We start from the raw sequence: 19,979 nt of genomic DNA on the forward strand, positions 1-19,979 counted from the left end.
CTTGGCGCTACGCTGCTTGAAAACGCCGCCCTCAAGCTCCATTGCGTCGCTGTTGTTGGTTACCGCCTGTGACCATTTCTGTTTCGACGTCTTCTTCAGCATTGCGGTCCTCCATAAAAGAGACGGCCCCACTCTCATGGCGCCGTCGCGCCGTTATTGATGGGCGTTATGCTCCTTTGCGCTTGCGGGTCGCAGCGGCCTCTTTGGCCGAAGCGGAACGCTCTTCCTTTGGTTCTCCACGCAGCGGCTGCACCGCCCTTGCGTCCGCCCTTTTCGGAGGAGGCATGGTTTTCGGCATGGCCACGGCCTGAGCCGGACTTCTTGCCGCCGCCGCTTTGTTGACGGTGGCCCAGGCGCGGCGTTCGGCTTCCTTTTCGGAAACACCGCGATCCTCGTAGCCTCCCTCGATATGCTCGGCCTTGCGCTTCTGCTTGTCGGTTTATGCTAACTTGTCGCCACGGGGCATGAAACGTCTCTTCTTGCTTATGTGAAGCAAAGAAAACCCCGCTTGGGTCTAAAAGTTCCTTGGTTGAGCCCGGAGTGAGTAAGGTGACCGCGTCATCGTCGGCGCGTTTGAAGCTTGAATCCTTCGTTCTTCCTTGATCGCCGATAGTCGATCAACCCAAACACGACACACTTCGGGCGAGGCCCATAGCAAGCTCGATCCGACGTCGCATTGGCAAATACCATGCGGGCATCGACCGGTGCGCCAAAAAAGGGTCAGGATCGTTCGGGATCGTTATTTCGCCCCACCTTCGTTGCTCGGCTCGACGACCGAGCGGACAAAACCGTCACGCAGCTCCCCGGTCGCCGAGGCGATCGACTACATGCTGAATCGTTGGGATGGCTTCACCTCTTTCCTCAGCGACAGCAGAATTTGTCTCACGAACAACGCGGCAGAGCGAGCACTGTGAGCCCGTGTTTATTTGCGGGCTCAGATCGCGGCATCGAATCGATCCACGACCTTCGACCCGGATGATCGGTGAAGAAGATGGCGGCCTGCCAGTGGGCCATCGGCTGAAGGAAGGATCATTTTTCGAAGGAGGAGAGTTCAAACTTGGGCATGCGCTCCACGATAAAATCTATCAGCGCACGCAACCTTGCGAGCCTGCGAAGATCGCGATGGTATCCCAACCAGGTGTCACGACCTGGTGGCGGAACGGGAACATCGACTCGGCGCAGGTCTTTGTTTCCATCGCCCAGCAACCGTGGAATTACCGCCATCCCAATTCCGCCCGCACACATCTTGGCCTGGACGTCACGATTATTGCTCCTGAACACGATGTGGGCGTTGGGATAATGCTCCCGGAGCCAGGCAACATCAGGCATTCCGCCGAAGGCTTCGTCCATGGTGATGATCCCATGCGAGCGCCCATCACCGTCGGTCGGATCGGCCGCGGCATGCGGCACATAAAGCCCGTATGAGATACGAACCAGCCTTCTGGACACCACTTCCGGATCAACGAATGGCCTGATGCGAAAAGCAAGATCCGCCTCCCTCCGCGCGAGGTTGAGAAGTCTGGAATCGGTGAGCAATTCGACGACGACATTTGGATGCAGCGCGGCAAACTGCGACAGCAGCGGGCCGAGCACGTGGATGCCGAACCAATCGGAACAGGAAATCCGGAGAGGCCCGGAAAGGCTTTGCTCGGAGCCGGCGATCCGACGCTCAATTGCGATGGCCTCCTCTTCCATCCGCTCGGCGTGGGTCAAGACGATCTGACCCTCGGAGGTGAGAACGAACCCGTCGTTGGTCCGCTGAAAGAGGCTGTGGCCAACCGCTTCCTCGAGGGCCCTGAGGCGGCGTCCCATGGTGGGTTGGGTAAGTCCGAGGGAGCGCGCGGCCGCCCCCAGGGTCCCCTCGCGCGCTATCGCGAGGAACAGTCGAACGTCACTCCACTCCATAGCGGAACCCATACAAAAACGAATGAACAGCATGCAAATAGTATGATTTTCAAACGGGAACCGCTAGCCCACATTCACGTCGTCTTCGCTGAAATGGAACAATCGAAATTGAGCACGATGAAAGCATTGATACTTGAAAGCCCCGGCGACACGTTTCGCGTCGCCGAAATTCCCCGCCCTAGCCCGGCCGAAGGTGAAGTCCTTGTCCGCATCAAAGCAAGCGGCGTCAATCCGCTGGATACAAAGATAAGGTCGGGCAACGCGGCCCATGCGCGTCATCCGGTCCCGGCGATCCTCGGCATCGATATGGCCGGTGTCGTCGAAGCAGTTGGAGCGGGCGTCAAGGGCTTGCGCCGTGGCGATGAAGTCTACGGCATGACGGGTGGCGTTGGTGGAGTCCAGGGCTCCTTGGCGCAGTTCGCATCCGTCGACGCCCGGCTGCTCGCCCGCAAACCTTCGCATCTGTCGATGCGCCAAGCGGCGGCATTGCCCCTGGTCTTCATCACGGCCTGGGAAGGCCTGGTTGATCGCGTCGGCGTCAGCGCGGCCCAGAAGGTTCTCGTTCTAGGTGGCGCCGGCGGTGTCGGCCACGTTGCGGTTCAAATCGCAAAGTCCTTTGATGCAGAAGTCTACGCGGTTGATGGAGCCCGCACGGCCGACTACATCAGGAGCGTTGGCGCAACGCCAATCGATTATGCTTCCGAGACAGTCGAGGACTATGTCGCCCGCTACACGGACGGCAAGGGCTTCGACGTCGTGTACGACACGATCGGTGGTCCCGGCCTCGATACTGCGTTCAAGGCGGTAAAGCGGTTTGGACACGTCGTGAGCTGCCTCGGATGGGGCACTCATGCGCTCGCACCGCTGTCCTTCAAGGCCGCAACGTATTCCGGCGTATTTACGTTGATTCCGCTGCTGACCGGCGAAGGTCGCGAACATCACGGAGAGATCATGGCGGAAGCAACCAAACTCGCAAATGCTGACAAGCTCACTCCTCGTCTCGATGGCCGCGTCTTTACGCTCGACACCGTAATGGATGCCTACGAACTCATCCAGCGGGGTGGCGTGGACGGAAAGCTCATCATCGATATCGATAGATGACATCTGGCGCACTGCAAGCATTTTGCGACCCCCCGTAAGCAAGCAGCCCGTGTCTGTCCGCTTCGCCAAAAACGTGAGTGTGGCTTGAGGCTCTTCATGCGGTCGTCCGTCAGCAGATTCTCCGGCGCGCACGTGGATCGGGGACGGGAACGGCTGCCATCAGCGCTCGTGTATAGTCGTCCTTCGGGTTCTCGAATACCTCGCGCCGCGCATCCATTTCAACAATGCGACCCGCTCGCATGACGGCGACGTTATGTGACATGCGCTCAATCACGGCCATATCGTGGGAGATGAAGAGATAGGCAAGCCCCATCGCTTCCTGCAATTCGAGCATCAGATCGAGTACCCGTACCCGTACTGAGACGTCCAACGCAGCAACGCTCTCGTCCGCGACTATCAGCTTCGGCTCCAAGGCAAGCGCACGTGCGATACATATGCGTTGGCGCTGTCCACCGGAAAATTCATGCGGATAGCGACTGGCGGCATCAGGCTGAAGGCCGACCCGGCGCAGCAGTTCCGCGACCCGATCGTCGCGTTCACCCTTGTTGGCAAGACCGTGAATGATCAGGGGTTCGGAGATTGCGGCGCCCACGGCCATACGCGGGTCGAGTGAAGCATAGGGATCTTGAAAGACCATTTGTGCCGAACGGCGGATAGGCTGCATTTGGCGCGCGCTAAGTCCAGCGATATTTTTTCCGTCAACTACGACGTCGCCGGTAAACGGGATGAGACCGAGCACGGCCTTGCCAGTGGTCGATTTTCCAGACCCGCTTTCACCAACAAGTCCGAGCGTATGGCCCGGCCTGAGCTCGAACGACACGTCTGAAACTGCAGATACAGGTGGCTTACCTTTGAAAAGCCCGCGAGCAGGACTGCCATACGTGACGTTGAGGTTACGGACGAGAAGGACATTTGAGCGATCGGGGACGTTGACGATTGCCCCCTCCAGGTTAACGCGAGGCGGACCGTCCGTCCCTGTATGGGCGCCGAGGCGAGGGACGGCGGCTAGCAATTGCCTCGTGTAGAGTTCCTGCGGGCGCTCGAAGACCGTCAAAGCGCTTCCTTGTTCAACGATGCGCCCATTCTGCATGATCGCTACACGGTCGGCCATTTCCGCGACCACGCCCATGTCATGGGTGATCAGGATAATTGACGCACCGAACTCCCGCTTCAATTCGCGCATCAGCTTGAGGATTTGCGCCTGCACAGTAACATCTAGCGCCGTGGTTGGTTCGTCAGCAATCAGGACCTTCGGCCGGCACGAGAGAGCCATGGCGATCATGACCCGCTGGCGCATGCCGCCAGACAGCTCATGCGGATATTGCGCCAAGCGGCGGCCCGGCTCGCTGATGTGAACCGCGTCAAGCATCTGGCGCGCTATTGCATCAGCCTTGCCGCCCTCTGTTCCTTGGTGTTCGCGGATCGCTTCCATGAGCTGCGTGCCGATCGACAGCACTGGATTGAGCGAGGTCATCGGTTCCTGAAAAACCATCGCAATATCGCCGCCCCGCACGCTCCGCATGGCGCGATTTGACAGCTTGGTAAGTTCGCGATCAACAAGCTTGATGCTGCCCGACGCAATCTGCAGCGATGCCTTGGGCAGCAATTGCATAATCGATAGGGACGTTACGGATTTCCCGGACCCAGACTCCCCAGCGATGCACAATGTTTCGCCAAGGTTGAGATCAAAACTGATGTCGTCGAGAACACGCCGCCTGCCTTCCGGCGTACGGGCATCCACGCACAAATCACGCACTGAAAGGACTGGCGTGGTGGCTGGAGTGACAAGTCTCACGCGAATACGATCCTTGGGAAGTAGAACGAGACAACCCAATTAGGCGCATCAACGATTTCACTGACGCGCAGATCGCCACAGACGGAGCAAAGCAGATATGCATCGATCGGACTCATGCCGTGCTCAACTCCCAGCAGATCGATCATGCGCATCACGCTTTCGCGTGCGCCTGTCATGAGATCGGGCCCCACGCCCGTGGTCACCTCATAGCCCGCGCCGTCGAGATGACGGGTTACCGGCTCCGTTGTAGTGAATCGAGGGCTTTTAAGCCGCGCATCCTTCACGAGTTCGATTGTCGCTTCGACTTCCATCTGGCTTTCGATTGCCGTCCCGCAGACTTCACCATCGCCTTGCGCGGCGTGGGTGTCACCGATGGAGAAAAGCCCGCCTTCGACTTCCACAGGAAGATAAAGCGTTACGCCCGCGGTCAGATCGCGGATATCGAGATTTCCACCGACCCCGCGCGGCGGCACGACCGAATGTAGCCCTGGTTCTGCCGGAGCAACACCAATTGTGCCGGCAAAGGGCTTCAATGGAACGCGGCCGCCCGGGCCATAAAGCGAAGGCGTCATGGAGATCGGATCATAGTTCCACATATGCAGGGCCGGTTCTTCAAACTGGTTTGCGAGGAGGCCGAATCCTGGAATATTGGCCGTCCAGCCAACGCCCGAAGGCACGAACCTTCGTAAAGTCACCTTTAGCGCATCGCCGGGTTGTGCATCTTCGACATAGACGGGACCTGTCACCGGATTGATTTTACCGAAGTCGAGATTGGCAAGGGTATCGAGTGTCGCGCCCTTGCTGAGTTGGCCGCCCGAGGAGTCCAGGCATTCGAAGTGAATTGTCTCGCCTGCCTTGGCAATAAGTGCTGGCTCAAAGTCGCGGTTCCAGCCAAAATGATGCCTTGCACGATGGATGGTGTGGTTGCAGGTAACGCACATGGTTATTGCTCCAGATCAATGAATGTTATTCCCCGGGGTTCTCAATTTCCCCGGGGAAGACACGAAAGCGATTACTGCTTTACGTAGATCGCGTCGTAATTGATGACGCGGGTTGGATCGATATAGATGTTGTCGGCGCCGCCCATGCGCACGGACTTGGCAACGACACGGCGCTCGTTGATAATCGGGATCCAGGGTGCGTCTGCCATGATATCAGTGAATATCTTTCCCCATACCGCCGCGCGCTCTTCCACCTTGGCCGGGTCAGACATGGAGTCCGCCGCAACAGCACGCTTGTCGATGTCCTGGTTGCAATACCACGACCAGTTCCATCCACCGGATATGGCGCCCGAGCATCCGAGAATCGGTCCGTAGAAATTAGACGGATCCGGAAAGTCCGCGATCCAGGCCATGCCGCCAGACCAGATCATCGGTGCTTCGCCTTCGGTTCCGCCTGCGGCAATCACGTTGGCCTGTGCCAGGGCCCGAACCTCTGCCTTCACACCGACTGCCGCCAAATCCTGCTGGATCGCCTGTGCTATGCGCGGTTGCGGATCCGTGTTGGTGGAGTAGAGCACAGTTTCGAAACCGTCCGGAAAGCCTGCTTCAGCAAGCAATGCCTTGGCCTTTTCGACATTGTAGGTATAACCGGTAAAGCCCTTGTCATAGCCGGGCATCAATGGTGGCAGCGGCTGGTTTGCAGCCGTGGCCCGACCGTTCAGAACACGGGTGATACGATCCTTGTTGATCGCCATGTTCAACGCCTGGCGAACCTTCAAATTATCGAATGGTTTCACCTTCGTGTTCAAGGTGATGTAGCCGGTATGGAGCTGTTGGCCATCAACGATCATTTTTGGACCATCTGGTGAATTCTTGATTTCGAGAAATTTCGCTGGAGGTATGCCATCTCCGGCGATATCCACTTCGCCCTTCTGCAGACGCAGTAGCGCTACCAACGGCTCCTGGCCTACCTCTACCGTGAACTTGTCGATATGCGGCATGTCTTTGACGAAGTAGTCCGGATTGCGTTCAAAGACGAGGCGCTGACCGATGGTCCAGTCCTTAAGGACAAACGTGCCGGAACCGACGGGCTTCTTGCCGAAATCGCTGCCCGCCGCCTCGACTGCCTCGTGCGGGACAACAGAGGCAAAGTTGATGGCCAGAACATGGAGGAACGTCGCATCAGCACGCGATAGGTGGAAAATCACCGTTGAGTCATCCGGCACCTCGATACCTTCCAGTGTAGTTGACTTGCCGCCGGAGACATCCTCATATCCTTTGATGGACCCAAAGAAGCCAGCACCAGGCCCTTGAGTCTTTGGGTTGGCAGCCCGTTCGATCGAATACTTGACGTCCGAAGCGACGACTTCGCGGCCGTTCGTAAACTTTACACCTTTGCGCAGCTTGAAGGTGTAGGTGAGACCATCATCGGAAACGCCGAACGTCTCGGCGAGCGACGGAACTAGAGTGGCTGTTCCCGGAGTGTAGTCCATTAGCCGAGAGTAAAGGCTCTTGATCATCGACCAATTGACCCAGTCGTAACCGATAGCAGGGTCAAGCGTAGCAATATCGTCCTTGTAGGTAACGATGATGTCCCCGCCTTGCTGCGGCGTATCCTGCGCCCATACGGATACTGGCACTAGTGCCAGCACCGTTGCCATTGTTGTGTTTCTAAGCCAGCGTTTGAACATTTTGTTCCCCTTTTTGTTTTGTTAAGATCAGCGTGTGCGAATGCGCGGATCGATAAGCGGAGCAATGATGTCCGCGATTAGATTGCCAAGTACGATGGCGAGGGCCGAAACGAGCGTCACGCCCATGATGATCGGGATGTCGACCTGCTGGATCGCCTGCCAGGCGAGTTGACCAATGCCGGGCCAGCCGTAGACGGCTTCGACAACGACGACACCACCCATAAACTGCCCGATATCGATCCCTATCATGGCGATGATGGGTAGCATGGCGTTCGGTAGAGCGTGGCGCAGGATAATACGGACCGACGAAAGGCCCTTGGCCCTTGCAGTGCGAACATAGTCCTGATTGAGCACGTCGATCATGGCCGAACGTACCATGCGTGCATACCAGCCCGCGCCGAGGATCCCGAGCGTTGCCGCAGGCAGAACCACGTGGGCCGGTGTGCCGAACCCACTCATCGGAAACCAGCCCAGGGTGACCGCAAACATATAAAGAAGGAGCAACGCTACCACGAATTGCGGAGCGGAAACGCCAACGAACGACGCCATCATTACGATCCTGTCGATGGTTCCGCCGCGCCGAAGCGCACCGATGATACCAAATGTCAGCCCAAGCACGACTTCGACCAGAATTCCTGCGGCCATCAGCAAGAGCGTGGCGGGAATGCGTGCGGCGATCAGAGCGGCGACGTCAGTCTTTTGCGCATAAGACCGACCGAGATCGCCATGAACGATCCCTTTTAGATATGTCCAGAACTGAACCGGCAAGGGCTGGTCCAGACCGAGCTCGTGGCGGATATTGGCCACCGTCTGCGCAGTGGCGCTGCGTCCGGCGATCATGCGCGCTGGGTCAGCGGGCAGGGCATAGAGCAGCAGGAAGGTGATGGCCGCAACGCCAAGGAGGATCAACGCGGTTTGTGCGAGACGGCGTAAGACGAGAAACGTCATATCAGCCACGCCCCCGTTGCGTTGGGTCGAGGATATCCCGCAATGCATCGCCGATAAGATTGAAAGAGAGCGCTGTCAGCAGGATGATTGCACCGGGGAAGAATACGAGCCAAGGCGCCGCCTGGAAATAACTCTGGCTTTCAAAAATTATATTGCCCCATGACGGCTGCGGCGGCTGTACGCCGATGCCAAGGAAAGACAAGGTTGCTTCCAGAAGGACCGTGGTTGCAATTCCCAGCGTTCCCCAAACGATGGCCGTTGGCATCAGATGCGGGAGAATGTGTCTAAAGAGAATGCGGAGATGTCCGGCGCCGAGTGAACGCTCAGCAAGGATGAAATCCCGTTCAACCAACCCTCGCGTTTCCGTGTAGACAATGCGTGCAACCTGAACCCAATTTACCAATGCGATGACCATGGCGACGATCCACAGGCTCGGCCGAAGCAGCGCTGCAAGGACAATTGCGAGAAGGAGTGCCGGAAACGCCATCATCAGATCGGTGAATCGCATGAGCATGCCGCCGACAATCCCGCGCATATACCCCGCGAGAATGCCGATCAACAATCCAATTGCCACCGCAATTCCGTTGGCGACAAGACCGATGATCAATGATGTACGAGCACCAAAAAGCAGCCGGGAAAACAGGTCTCGTCCGAGCGTATCGGTACCAAGGAGAAACTGGGCGTTCGGCGGCAACGGAGCGCCCTCGATCGTTAGCCCATCGAACATTTGGTTATCGGGACTGTAGGGAGCAATGAGCGGCGCCCCCATTGCCATTGCGACAACGACCAAGACGACGATGAGCCCGAACAGCGCTGCTGGCTGCCGCAAGAGAGCTTTCAGGACGCGCATCACCCGGCCTCTGGCAGGGGCTCAGCACCGCCTAAGATCGATGCCGCAACCTGCTCCATTGGGAGCCTTTTTTGCATAGCGCAGTTGCGTAACATGCTGTAAGCGTGCTCTTCGTCGATTTGACGCGCCGCCATTATTTTCTGAACCGCGGCATATACCAGAGGGCGTAGACGGATACGCTCTTCAAGATGCTGAAGCCTGAGGTGAACCGCTTCGCGCTCCCTATGAATACTCACTGCCATCACGAGTGCAGGATAGACTGCCGAGGCAGCTATTGGCTTGGAGATGATCGTGCAGGTTCCCTGTTCCATGGCCCACGCAATCCGGCCCGGGGCTTCGGACCCGAGAAGTGCGACGACCGGCCTTGGAGCCTTGGCGCCCTTCCAAGGGAGAAGATCGTCCCAGCCCTGGTCTGCATCAACCAGGATAATGTCTGGCAGTTCCTTAGCATCAAGAGCGGCCCACTGCACCGTCACGTGGAAGCCCAATAGCTTCAATTGACGCGTCAGTCGCTCGGTTGCAGCCTCCGGCCGATGCAGGACCGTGACGCGCCATCCGGTGAAATTCGGCGTTTCCCTCATGACACGATCCGCAGTTTTGGCGCGGAGCGCCTCCTGCGTCCCGTGAGATAGGGATCAGCCGCGATCGCAGACTGCGAGGCGATGATGTCGAAACCATTATCTTCCGTAATACGACCAAGGTGAAATGGCAGTGCGGCATGATTCGTCTCGGAATCGATCCGGATTGTGCCGTGCACCGTCGACAGGGGTGCCCCCGATAATCTTCGACGAACGACTTGCGGCTCGTCCGTTCCGGCCGCCAGGATAGTCTCTCCGCACATCTTTACAGCGGAATATGCGCTCGCGAAGAAATTGGAGATACGCCGTTCAGCCGCGAAATGTTTGGTAAGACGGGCTTTGAAAGCCAGGTTTTCAGGCGAATTAAGGCTGTCGAAATATGAAGCGGCCGACAAATGGCCGGTGGCAACGCCGCGACCAATTTCACCGAGTTCGCATTCCGTCAGATCACAACTGACAACGGGGCAGTTTTCGGGCTCAAACGCCCGGTCGCGGGCTCCAAGCTGCTTGAATGCTTTAAGGAAGGCGTAGCTCGCGGGCCCGATGAGATTGCTTAGAACGAAACTCGGCCTGCGCTGTTCGATGTCATTGATGATGCGCTCAACCGCCATCTCTTCGAAAGGCAAATAGCGCTCGCCAAGTATCTCCCCGCCAGCTTCGTTGATCAACTCACGCGAAAGCCTGTTCATCTCCCAACCCCAGACGTAATTGGCGCCGACGAGATAGGGTCGCTTGCCAAAGCGCGGCAGCAGGTAATCGAACAAAGGTATCAGATGCTGGTTGGGGCAACCACCAGTATAGATGACATTCTCATTGGCTTCGAAGCCTTCGTAGGGGCACATATACCAAAGCAAGCCATCGTGTTTTTCGACGAGCGGAATTACTTCTTTACGCGCTAAGGACGTGATCGTGCCAATGATGTGACGGCAGCCGGAATCCCGTAATATGGAACGGGCGCCCTCGAGATATTCCGGGATATTGCCGTGCGGGTCGACGAATATTGCCTGTACTGATTTACCGTGGGCAGCACGAAGTTCTTCCATGGCAAATTCGGCGCCGTCGCGGGATTCGCGTCCCATTGCTCCGTAAGGGCCCGTCGTCGAGTAGAGAATTCCGATTTTCACCGAGTTGTCCATTAACTTGCCAATACCAAAAACCCCACGACGCTTGCTCCCATCACGAATGGGGCGTCATGGGGCGAAACTGCCCATCGACAACGAAGTCATGTGATTGCAGAAATAATGACCAACCTGCGATCACGATTAAAATACGGGCAAGCAATTTCTGTCAAGGAGGTTTTGGCCGATCGTGACAAAGATGAGAAGAGTGCGCGTTACCAAGGCTCGCAGCATCGGCGTGATCGAAGGAGTCGAGCGCTCGTTGATCTCGGGCGTAACAGGGTCGCCCGAAATGACACCGCGTACCGAGTTCGAAATTGTCAGCGTCAACGATCAACGAAACCGGGCTCAATATTTGCCGCCATATCGAGCCCTCGGTTATCGTCGGTCAGGATCATCCACTGGGTTGTTAACCCTACACCTAAGCCACCAGCATTTACGGCGTCGTTCAACCCACGGGGACAGCCGGCGGTCCCTAACAATCACACTCGAACCACAGCTTCGAAATTCCGCGCTGGGCACATCATAAATGGGCCCTGTCATGAGATGAGTATCGCCGCCGCTCAAAGAAACGGTAGCAAATCAGGGGAGCGGTGAAAGCGAAGGCGCAATGCGATTTATCGGTAACGTCATCTGACCACGAGCACCGGAACCTGGCCATACGCAACTACTTCGGACGTCTGGCTACCAAGCAAGAGCCTTCCAAGACCACGGCGGCCATGTGATGCCATCACAATCAGGTCGCATCCGCGCGTTTTTGCAGTATCAATGATGGCTTCGGCCGGCCGCTTTTCAAGAACATGGACTGTCTCTACCGGGACACCGAGCTTTTCCGCGCTGTCCTCGATTGCTGCCAGGACCTTCGCCGCTGCCTCCGTTTGGGTCGCTTCATAGAGCTCGTATTCCTTTGGGTCGATAGGTGGCCAAACGCCCATTGTTCCCGCAGTGGCGTAGATTGGGAACGGCTCGGTCACGGTGATGATCGTAGCTTTAGCGCCAAGGCGTTTGGCAAGCGAAAGCCCATGATCGACGCCCTTTTTGGCAAGTTCCGAGCCATCCGTCGAGATTAGAATGTGCGAATACACGACCATCACCTTCTTCTGTCGGTCCGAAACTCAGTGATTACAAGTAGAATAGCGATCAAAACCTAGCATGGTCGTCATGTAGCCCGCAATAATCAATAAATTCAGTCGAGTATAGCAGCGGCTGAGATGCAGGCGCATAGGAATTGGTTTCACATCCGATTGAGCGTTCCACGTTTTGAAGGAAGCGTAGCCGGCGTTTGCGACGTAGTTGCTGATCGCGCAGAAGATCACGCTCTCACCGGCCCCTGTCGGGAAGTTCCCGAAATAGCGCTGGAAGTGGAGTTGCGAGCGCTCGCGCTCGGACAGTGTGGGCGGAGGCGACCACGCTGAAGGCGCGCGCGCGAACGCGTTCTGTGATCCGTTTGATCACCTCGCCCTTGCCAGCCGCGTTTGGACGGCGCCTCGCTGGCGCTGTGGCGGGACTTCTTTTCCTTGCCCTTTCCCATGATTTCCCCGTCGGCTAAATCTCTAGATGTCTTGCGTAGCCTCGGCGATCGCCCTGGAAAACCGAGCGACCTGCTTGAACTGTTCAATCACGTCGCTGGCAAGCCGGAAATTGATGACATTGGCCTTGTCCTCCGGCCGAAGCTTGGTGAGTACGCTCTGGTGGGCCGCGGTGGCCAGCCCCTCGATCTCGGCCTTTGCCGCGACGACCCGGGACGCCTTGGCCGTGTCCGGGGCGCCGATGATCTCGACGGCCCGCCCGAGATTGTCGATGACGGCTTGCCCGAAGCGGGCCGTGTGCTCGTCGTGAAGCAGCGACAGGTCGATCCCTTCAGCCAGCCTTTGCTGGTTCACTGAGACCAGGTTGGTCGTTACGACGTCGTTGATGCCTTCCAGGCTAGTGACCACCTGAGCCAGATCGACCATCTGGCGGCTTTCCTTTGCGGAATGCTCCTCCTGAGATAAGCGGCCGATGTAGTGGAGGATCGCCGTTGCCAGCCGCTCGATCTGCTTGTCCTGTTCTAGCAGGGCGCTGATGTCATCGACCTTGCCGTTAACGACCAAGACCGCCTCGCGCCGGACGGTTTCCAGGACCTGCTCGCCCAGCCGGGCCAGCTCCAGCCGAACGCGCTGGAGCGCGAGTGCAGGTACCGTCAGGGAGTTCTCGTCCAGGTAGATCGGATCGCCGATGGGTTGGACCTGACTCGGCGGGGCCGCAGGCACGATGAGCCGGGCGAGACGGCCGATCGGTCCGGTGAACCATACCAGGATCAGTGTGCTCGCGACACTGAAAACGGTGTGGGTGTTTGCGACCTGCCGCGGTGTCTCGGCCGCCAGCCGCTCCACGCCTGCGAGCTCCGGGTAGCTTGGTGAGATCGCCCTGACGAAATCTCCAAGCTGCGGGATGATGAAGATGAAGAGAAGCACTCCGATTACGTTGAACAACAGATGCACCACCCCGACCTGGAGCGCCTCGGCGGACTTGCCAATCGCCGACAGGAGTGCTGTCCCGACGGTGCCGACATTCGCGCCGAGCACCAGCGCGATGCCCGCCTCAAGCGGCATTAGGCCCTCACTCGCCAGCGCGATGATGATCCCGAGCGTGGCGGCGGAGCTCTGCACGATGGCGGTGAAGACGGCGCCCACGATGATGCCCAGGAGCGGGTTCGTCATGTCCTGCATTATGTCGATGAACGGCTGGAACGTCCGCAGCGGACGCGTCGCGTCGCCCATAAACTCGATGCCGAGAAAGAGCATGCCGAAGCCGAGGAGGATTCCCCCGAGTTGCCGGAACAGCTGGCGCCCGCCGAAGGCGTGCAGCAGGAATCCAATCGCCAGCATGAACGGGGTGATCGCCGACAGATCGAACGCGATAAGCTGCGCTGTAAACGTCTTGCCGATGTTGGCGCCCATGATCATTGGGATTGCTTGGCCGAGCGTCATCAGCCCCGTCGACACGAACCCGACCATGAGCACGGTGGTGATGGTGGAGGAGTTCAAGAGCGCGGTGACGCCGGCACCGGCGAGCACCCCGCGCAAACGGTTGGCGGTGAGTGTGCCGAGCACCGTCTGCATCCGCGACCCTGCGATCGCCTTCAGGCCGCCAGTCATCAGCTCCAGACCGAAGAGGAAAAGCGCCAGCCCGCCCACGAGCAGACCCATCATATGCACGAAATTCAGGTCACTTATGGATGATTTCATGCGGCCGTTTCTTCTTGGCGGGGCCCCTTTGAGCGCCTGAAGCAGATTTCCTAAGCCATGATAATCAGAAATTCACAAACATGAACCACTTTATACACCGGGGCGGGTTAAACGGACCGCCGAGCGCAGATCGCGGTGCCTAAGACTGGTCTACCTTCCCGCAGATCCCCCGCTATTTAAGTGAAGTCCGCCTTGCTCAAATAGTGACTGGGACGTCGACTACTAACACCAGCACTGTCTCGCCGGCGACAGATGTTTCGGCAAAGCGGCCGAGCCGCTGATTTAGTTGTGAATCAGACATGTACCAACATCGGCCATCGAAAGGCCTTCAACCCTGGTCTTTGAGATCGAAGCAGTTACACACCTTTGGTTAGGTGACGTTTTAGGTTTGCGTGAAGGATGTGGAGGATGTGGAGGATGTCCCTATTTCTCGCCCAAAGATGCCTCCAGATGGCCGTCGAAGCCCTCTTCAAATGCTGAGGGAACGTGTGTGAGACAAACATGGCAGGGAACACAGGGATTGAATGGCAATATCGCAATCTGGACGCGCCAGCGTTCCGCTGAAAAGGGATCGACGAGGGAAACGCCAAGTCTTTCCCCCACAGGCGCGCAGGCGGATCGCGGTTCGGGACAACGCAATTTCCATCACCAGCGAGGAGTCTGCGGCTGGCAATGGGCAAAGCGCTGACGCTACATCCGAAAGGGTTTCTCGGCTCATAATCAGCGTCGCCGCCGATACCTACACGCACTCTGCCGTTTAAGTGGTCGGCAACATCTTCAAGAGGATGAAGGACATTGTCCGGCTCCGTGGCCCGGACACTTCCGCCTTGTCGACGAGTGGCACAGCAAGATGACCGCCCTGCAGACCTGGCTCCAATCGAGGCATCTTGAGACTATTGTTCTGGAGATTTTCGATGCGAAAACTAGCGAGTTGGTTGGTGCTGGGATATCGATGTTGCCTACAGCACGGGCGGCGGTGATGGTAGTGGGGAGGCCGCATGCCGAAGAAATCGACGAGACGGCTGAAGGCCCTAGTCTTCTGGTCCGATCGCACCCCTGGGGCGCGGCCAGTGTCGTTTTTCGATACTTTGTGCGCGTGCGTGGCTTGTTCTTGCCGACCCTTGATGCGGCGCTGACTAAGTGCGTCTGGTTTTGGGGTTGAGCCGGCCTCAAATGACCTTGAATGAGTCGCCCACAACGTGGATGACCTGATCATCGTTGAGACCGAGACACATCGTTCCGTTGCCCTTAAACGCTTTGTAGGTCTTCTGAACCAAAGGGCTGAAGCTGGCATGATCCATGTGCGGCAGGATTGAAAAATTCACCAGGTTGAGGCCGATATCATTGGGTTCCTCGGCCTTTGAGCGATCGTCCAGCGCGTCCGCGTAACCGATGTCCGGTGTCGCGACAATGGAGCCGGCGCTGGAGCCGATATAGACCAGGCCTTCTTTGATCCGCGCCCGCACATGATCAAAGAAGCCACTTTTGCGCATATGGTCGAGGAGGTAGAACGTGTTACCTCCGCTCATGTAGACGCAACTCACTTCGCCCAGAGCGGCTTTTATTTCATCCGCCGTCTTGCCGACCAGGTCATAATCGATCACTCGAAAGCCAATTTCCTCAAACGGGCGGTAGTGGCTCTCGTAATCCGGCTTCCATCCTTCGCCATAGGCCGCCGTTGGTACGATCATGAGTTTTGTTCCCGAAAGCCTGTCGGCAAGGACAGAACGAATTTTCGGAAAACCTGAAGTAAGCTCGGACGCGAGCAGCAGTTCCTGTGCTTTCATAAAATCTTTGATGAATCGCCGCCCCAACGATGTCAACATTTTTGCCTGCCTGGCATGATTTAACTCGGCACGCTCTCCCTCACCCAGCAACTAAAGCGAAGCTCATCAACCTGATCATGCCGTTCCAGAACGCGCATCGAAAGACTGTTCCGCGTGTGCGAAGTTGCCGAACTGACCGCGACAGCTTGATAGGTCAGATTGATGCCGGCTGTACCTCCAATTAGGCCACGGTTTGCGTCCATGACGATAGTGCAGACAAAACCGCGATACGGCCGAAGCACGCCACGATCTTATCCCCGCCGCTGCCAACCTCTCCTTCTGCCGAGGTGACGCGAAACTGGCTGGGGACGAATATCCTAGTTTTGCTGACACGCAAGTAATCGAGCCGTTCGTGTGCCGTAGCAGTTCAATGGCTCGCTGAATACTGGCCGCGTTCGCCAGGCACGAAATTCCGTGCAAGCCCGATTGAGCTTACGTTGCAGCGTCCGGATACTGGTGTCCATATCGATCGACACACCGCCGGTGCAATGTGGCGCAATAACTATCCCTGACCATGCTGATGCGTGGCGCCGGATGAGGCGCCGCCCAGCCCGCACTGCGACAAGGACGAAAAAGCCACAAGGCTACCTGAAATTGGCCGGCGCTACGGCGACCGCTGCCCTTGTGCTACCCTTCGTCGCTACCGTTGCGCAGGTGGTGCAAGAGACCGTTCGGTCCATTGGCGCGTCAGAGACTGACGCCGGCCGGCGTGCGAGAATTCCAGGATGATGTGCCGACCGCCGAAACGGTCAGCAAGGTTTACGACACGCTCGACGTCCCCCGAGCCCTCAATGTCTACAATAACAGCTTCCGCGGAGCCTCGGCCCTTGCGCTCGTGATCGAGAAGCCGTTGGATGCCGTCGGCACGATCAACGACATGTTTTTTGGATCGTCGACAACGACCCCCAAGCCGACCGTCGAAAACGTCATGCGAAACCTGAAGATCGATCCCTACCAGCGGGGTCGTAATGCGCTATTTTCCCGCGTCGCTTTTGATTTTTCCGATTTCGTCCGTGCTCATTTCACCAACGGTCGTAACCTCTCCTCCCTTGATTCTCCAGAGCCGGAACGGTCCGGTGATGTCACCATACTGGTCAAAGCTGACGGGGCCTATCACACCTTGATATTTAATCGGCTTTCCGTCCTTGATGAGTTTCAGGGCCTTTTCGAACTGTTCCTTGCCTGCCGAAATAGGCTCACCGCCATCGGCCACGATCTTCGGAATGGCCGCCTTGATTGCCGCTGCATCCGGCTTGCCAGCCGCGGCAATCGCAAGAGCCACGATCGCACCTGCATCATAGGAGCGGTCGGCCGCTGGTGCACTTGCCGCAATGCCGCCCGAGAAGGTCTCGAAATTCGCGTTGAAATATTCAGTCGAAGCTGTCGGGCTGGTGCCAGAGGAAGTGCCAAAGGCGTTTTCCAGATATTGTGCGCCAACGCTCTCGATGAAATCCTTGGAGTTCATGCCATCATTCAACAGGAAAGTCTGCTTACCGCCGCCGGATATCCAGGCACGGGCAATGGTGGCCCCGTCAACCGGGTAACTGACCAAATAGAGCGCATCCGGTTCTCCGGCCATGGCGGCGCTGGCTTCAGACGAATAGCTCGCCTGCTTCTCATTGTACGGAGTCGTTGAGGTGATTGTTCCTCCGAGCGCCTTGTAGGCAGCTGAGAATTCGCGAACCATGTTGACGCCAAAGTCATTGTTGACGTGAATGATGGCTATCTTCATCAGGCCCTGATCCAATGCGTATTTGGCAGCCGCCGTTCCCTGAAGGGCATCGGATGTGATCGTGCGGAAGAACACGCCATTTGTCTTACCCTGCTTGCCGAGCTCCGTCAGCGTCGGCGACGAGGAGGCAGGCGAGACTTGAACGATACCGGCAGGCGCGGTGACCGATGTCAGGATCGGGATCGAAACGGAGGAGATAATGCCACCGATGATCACCTGCACTTTCTTGATGTTGACCAGTTGTGTCGCCTGATCGACGGCCACAGTTCCCTGGCTCTGGCTGTCACGTGTGTCGGCAATGATCTTGCATCCGTTTGCGCCGCCGGCGTCATTGAAATCCTTGAAGGCCATCTCGACAGCCTTCGCTCCGGCTTGGCCATATTCGCCCGCAGGTCCCGTAAGTTCCATGACCAGACCAACCGTAATGTCACAGTCGGCTGCATGGGAAGGCGCAGCCAATATGGTAGTGCTGGTTAGCAATGTTGTTAGAAGCAGCGTTATCCGCATTTTTATTCCCCTTTGTTGAGATTGTATTTCATGATCATTCCGTGGCGGCCTTCGCGATCACGCTCCAACGTGTACACATCGCCGTCAATATCATGCGCCTGCGTAAGAACCGCTTCGATGTCAGCTTGATCTTGCTGCGTCAGTTTCAGATCCGAAATTGCCAGATTGGCGTTCAGATGGTCCCGGTTGCGCGCTCCGACGATGACTGCTGCCACGCAGGGCTTTGTCAGCATGGCCGCGCTGGCGACCGTTGCGATGTCCGCCTGGTGCCGATCTGCGACTTTACGCAAGGTGGCGAGCAGGTGCTGGAACAAGTCCCAGCCACCGAAATCATCGATGATCAGCTTATACTTGGTCAGCGAGCGGTTTTCGAGCGGGGGGGCCGGTTCGGGCTTGCCGAGCCAACGATCGCCCAGAAACCCCCCTGCAACGGTGCCGTAGCAGAGAAACGAGAAAGCGTGATCGGCTGCAAGGGTGACCATCTGCTTTTCCGGTCGCCGATCGAGCAGCGAATATTGCAGCTGTATCGACGTAAGGGGCACGCCGGACTGGACGATGGCCCGTGCGTGGTCCGTATCGAAATTGGTGCCGCTGACACGTGAAATCTTGCCCGCTTTTTGCAGTTCCAGCAGCCATTGAGCTGTTTCGAGCCATTTTGGTGCGGCATAGTCCCACCAATGAAACTGTACAAGGTCGAGACAATCGAGCTTCAGCCGCTTCAGCGATACGTCGATCACGCCTTCGACATAGGCTTTATTGATGCGCGGCAGCACCTCCAGATCTGGGACGAATTTCGTATGGATGCGGATCCGGTCCAGCGCGTCCTGCCCGTGAAGATCGCGATAACGCAAACGGAACCGGCCCATAAGCTCCTCGACGCCAGTATAGATATCGGCGCAGTCGAATGTTGTAATACCCGCATCCGCAAAGGCAACCATGTCGGCGACTGCCTCGTCCGCACTGATCGCGCCATGTCCCCCGGCTAGTTGCCAGCCGCCGCGGATCACCCGCGATATTTCGTAGCTTTCGGCAAGTTCTATCCGCTGCATTGATATTGCCTACTCGTTTTCTAAGGGAACAGCCGTTGTTTCAGCGTGACTGAATCGGCGCATGCCAAGCCGGGTGATCCGGAGCCTGCTGGAACAGTTGGGATCCGGACAGGCTATCTCAGCATCAGTTGTCATCCAGTCGTTGCGGTGGGTCTGCCGCTGTTTAGCGGCGAGCAGCGGTAGGACAGATGAAAGCGAATAGATGGAAAAGCCCTGACCCGTCGGAAGGTGAAGCATCTCACCGCGCAACTCGAAATGGTCGCCGGGCTTTGCCCCGCAATAAATGGCACCGCCATCCGGTACAACCACTTCAACTTTAAGATCGTAAAGCTCGAATACATCGTCGAGGGATTTTTTGTTAGCCATATCGGGCATCCTCCGCTGTCTGCGCCATGTTGGCATCGAGTGTGCCGCGAATAAGGTCAAATGAGCGACTGATATCGTTGGAAAGTGCCAGGACAGCAGCCTCCCGATCTCTTCGTTCCAGCGCGTCGATCAGAGCCCAATGATGGTTGGTAGCCGCGTGCGCGCCCTGCTTGTCGTGAATGTGGGCGGCCGTGCGGATATAGGGCCCCGATTGTAACCAGAGGCTTTCGACGATGGGAATGAGTACCTGCGAGCGCGCAGCGTGATAAATGTGAAAATGAAACTGCTGATTGAGCTCGGACGTTTGATAGCCAACATCGGCACCGTGCTCTTCGAACGCCC

The 19,979-nt window shown here is 57.5% G+C and carries 16 protein-coding genes and 2 pseudogenes; 2 read left to right on the forward strand and 16 right to left on the reverse strand.

Features of this window, described 5'->3' with window-relative positions:
- Positions 1-153: 153 nt before the first annotated feature.
- Positions 154-409 (reverse strand): annotated as a pseudogene (locus tag AAAB35_RS16485) (plasmid stabilization protein).
- A 313-nt stretch (positions 410-722) separates the two neighbouring features.
- On the opposite strand from AAAB35_RS16485, the pseudogene AAAB35_RS16490 reads away from it, so the two are divergent.
- A pseudogene (locus tag AAAB35_RS16490) lies at positions 723-911 on the forward strand (transposase); the annotation flags it as partial.
- A 118-nt stretch (positions 912-1,029) separates the two neighbouring features.
- On the opposite strand, the gene AAAB35_RS16495 reads toward AAAB35_RS16490, so the two are convergent.
- Positions 1,030-1,905, reverse strand: coding sequence for a LysR family transcriptional regulator (locus tag AAAB35_RS16495; protein WP_340669376.1), 876 nt, complete (start codon positions 1,903-1,905; stop codon positions 1,030-1,032).
- 93 nt (positions 1,906-1,998) lie between these two features.
- Here AAAB35_RS16495 and AAAB35_RS16500 point away from each other — a divergent pair, with 93 nt between their 5' ends.
- Positions 1,999-3,006 (forward strand): zinc-dependent alcohol dehydrogenase family protein, encoded by a 1,008-nt coding sequence (locus AAAB35_RS16500; RefSeq protein ID WP_340669390.1) that lies wholly within the window; start codon positions 1,999-2,001, stop codon positions 3,004-3,006.
- A 109-nt stretch (positions 3,007-3,115) separates the two neighbouring features.
- On the opposite strand, the gene AAAB35_RS16505 is transcribed toward AAAB35_RS16500, so the two are convergent.
- The 14 genes from AAAB35_RS16505 to AAAB35_RS16570 form a co-directional block, all read right to left on the reverse strand.
- Complete coding sequence (locus AAAB35_RS16505; protein ID WP_340669377.1) at positions 3,116-4,801, reverse strand: ABC transporter ATP-binding protein; 1,686 nt, start codon at positions 4,799-4,801, stop codon at positions 3,116-3,118.
- Complete coding sequence (locus tag AAAB35_RS16510; RefSeq protein ID WP_340669378.1) at positions 4,798-5,742, reverse strand: acetamidase/formamidase family protein; 945 nt, start codon at positions 5,740-5,742, stop codon at positions 4,798-4,800. The genes AAAB35_RS16505 and AAAB35_RS16510 overlap by 4 nt, the downstream gene beginning before the upstream one ends.
- 71 nt (positions 5,743-5,813) lie before the next feature.
- Positions 5,814-7,433, reverse strand: a complete 1,620-nt coding sequence (locus AAAB35_RS16515) for an ABC transporter substrate-binding protein (RefSeq protein ID WP_340669379.1) — start codon at positions 7,431-7,433, stop codon at positions 5,814-5,816.
- Between the two features lie 27 nt (positions 7,434-7,460).
- Entirely contained in the window at positions 7,461-8,381 is a 921-nt protein-coding gene (locus AAAB35_RS16520) for an ABC transporter permease (protein WP_340669380.1), read from the reverse strand.
- 1 nt (position 8,382) lies between these two features.
- Positions 8,383-9,231, reverse strand: coding sequence for an ABC transporter permease (locus AAAB35_RS16525; RefSeq protein WP_340669381.1), 849 nt, complete (start codon positions 9,229-9,231; stop codon positions 8,383-8,385).
- Positions 9,231-9,812, reverse strand: coding sequence for an ANTAR domain-containing protein (locus AAAB35_RS16530; RefSeq protein WP_340669382.1), 582 nt, complete (start codon positions 9,810-9,812; stop codon positions 9,231-9,233). Before AAAB35_RS16530 ends, AAAB35_RS16525 begins: the two co-directional genes overlap by 1 nt.
- Positions 9,809-10,945 (reverse strand): transporter substrate-binding domain-containing protein, encoded by a 1,137-nt coding sequence (locus tag AAAB35_RS16535; RefSeq protein WP_340669383.1) that lies wholly within the window; start codon positions 10,943-10,945, stop codon positions 9,809-9,811. Before AAAB35_RS16535 ends, AAAB35_RS16530 begins: the two co-directional genes overlap by 4 nt.
- 611 nt (positions 10,946-11,556) lie before the next feature.
- The gene (locus AAAB35_RS16540) at positions 11,557-12,012 is read right to left on the reverse strand and encodes a universal stress protein (protein WP_340669391.1); all 456 of its coding nucleotides are present in this window, start codon (positions 12,010-12,012) and stop codon (positions 11,557-11,559) included.
- A gap of 468 nt (positions 12,013-12,480) precedes the next feature.
- Positions 12,481-14,157: a Na/Pi cotransporter family protein gene (locus tag AAAB35_RS16545; protein ID WP_340669384.1), complete on the reverse strand. Its 1,677-nt coding sequence runs from the start codon at positions 14,155-14,157 to the stop codon at positions 12,481-12,483.
- Positions 14,158-15,326: 1,169 nt separating this feature from the next.
- Positions 15,327-15,983 (reverse strand): Type 1 glutamine amidotransferase-like domain-containing protein, encoded by a 657-nt coding sequence (locus tag AAAB35_RS16550; RefSeq protein WP_340669385.1) that lies wholly within the window; start codon positions 15,981-15,983, stop codon positions 15,327-15,329.
- 973 nt (positions 15,984-16,956) lie between these two features.
- Positions 16,957-18,222, reverse strand: coding sequence for an ABC transporter substrate-binding protein (locus tag AAAB35_RS16555; protein ID WP_340669386.1), 1,266 nt, complete (start codon positions 18,220-18,222; stop codon positions 16,957-16,959).
- A 2-nt stretch (positions 18,223-18,224) separates the two neighbouring features.
- A complete protein-coding gene (locus AAAB35_RS16560) occupies positions 18,225-19,271 on the reverse strand; it encodes an aldo/keto reductase (protein WP_340669387.1) in 1,047 nt (348 codons plus the stop codon).
- Between the two features lie 9 nt (positions 19,272-19,280).
- Positions 19,281-19,637, reverse strand: a complete 357-nt coding sequence (locus tag AAAB35_RS16565; RefSeq protein WP_340669388.1) for a TIGR04076 family protein — start codon at positions 19,635-19,637, stop codon at positions 19,281-19,283.
- Positions 19,630-19,979: FCD domain-containing protein (locus AAAB35_RS16570; RefSeq protein WP_340669389.1), on the reverse strand; the 350-nt coding region annotated here is incomplete at its 5' end. The genes AAAB35_RS16565 and AAAB35_RS16570, both read right to left, overlap by 8 nt.

It is taken from the genome of Phyllobacterium sp. (assembly GCF_037994425.1).
GTDB lineage: Bacteria > Pseudomonadota > Alphaproteobacteria > Rhizobiales > Rhizobiaceae > Phyllobacterium.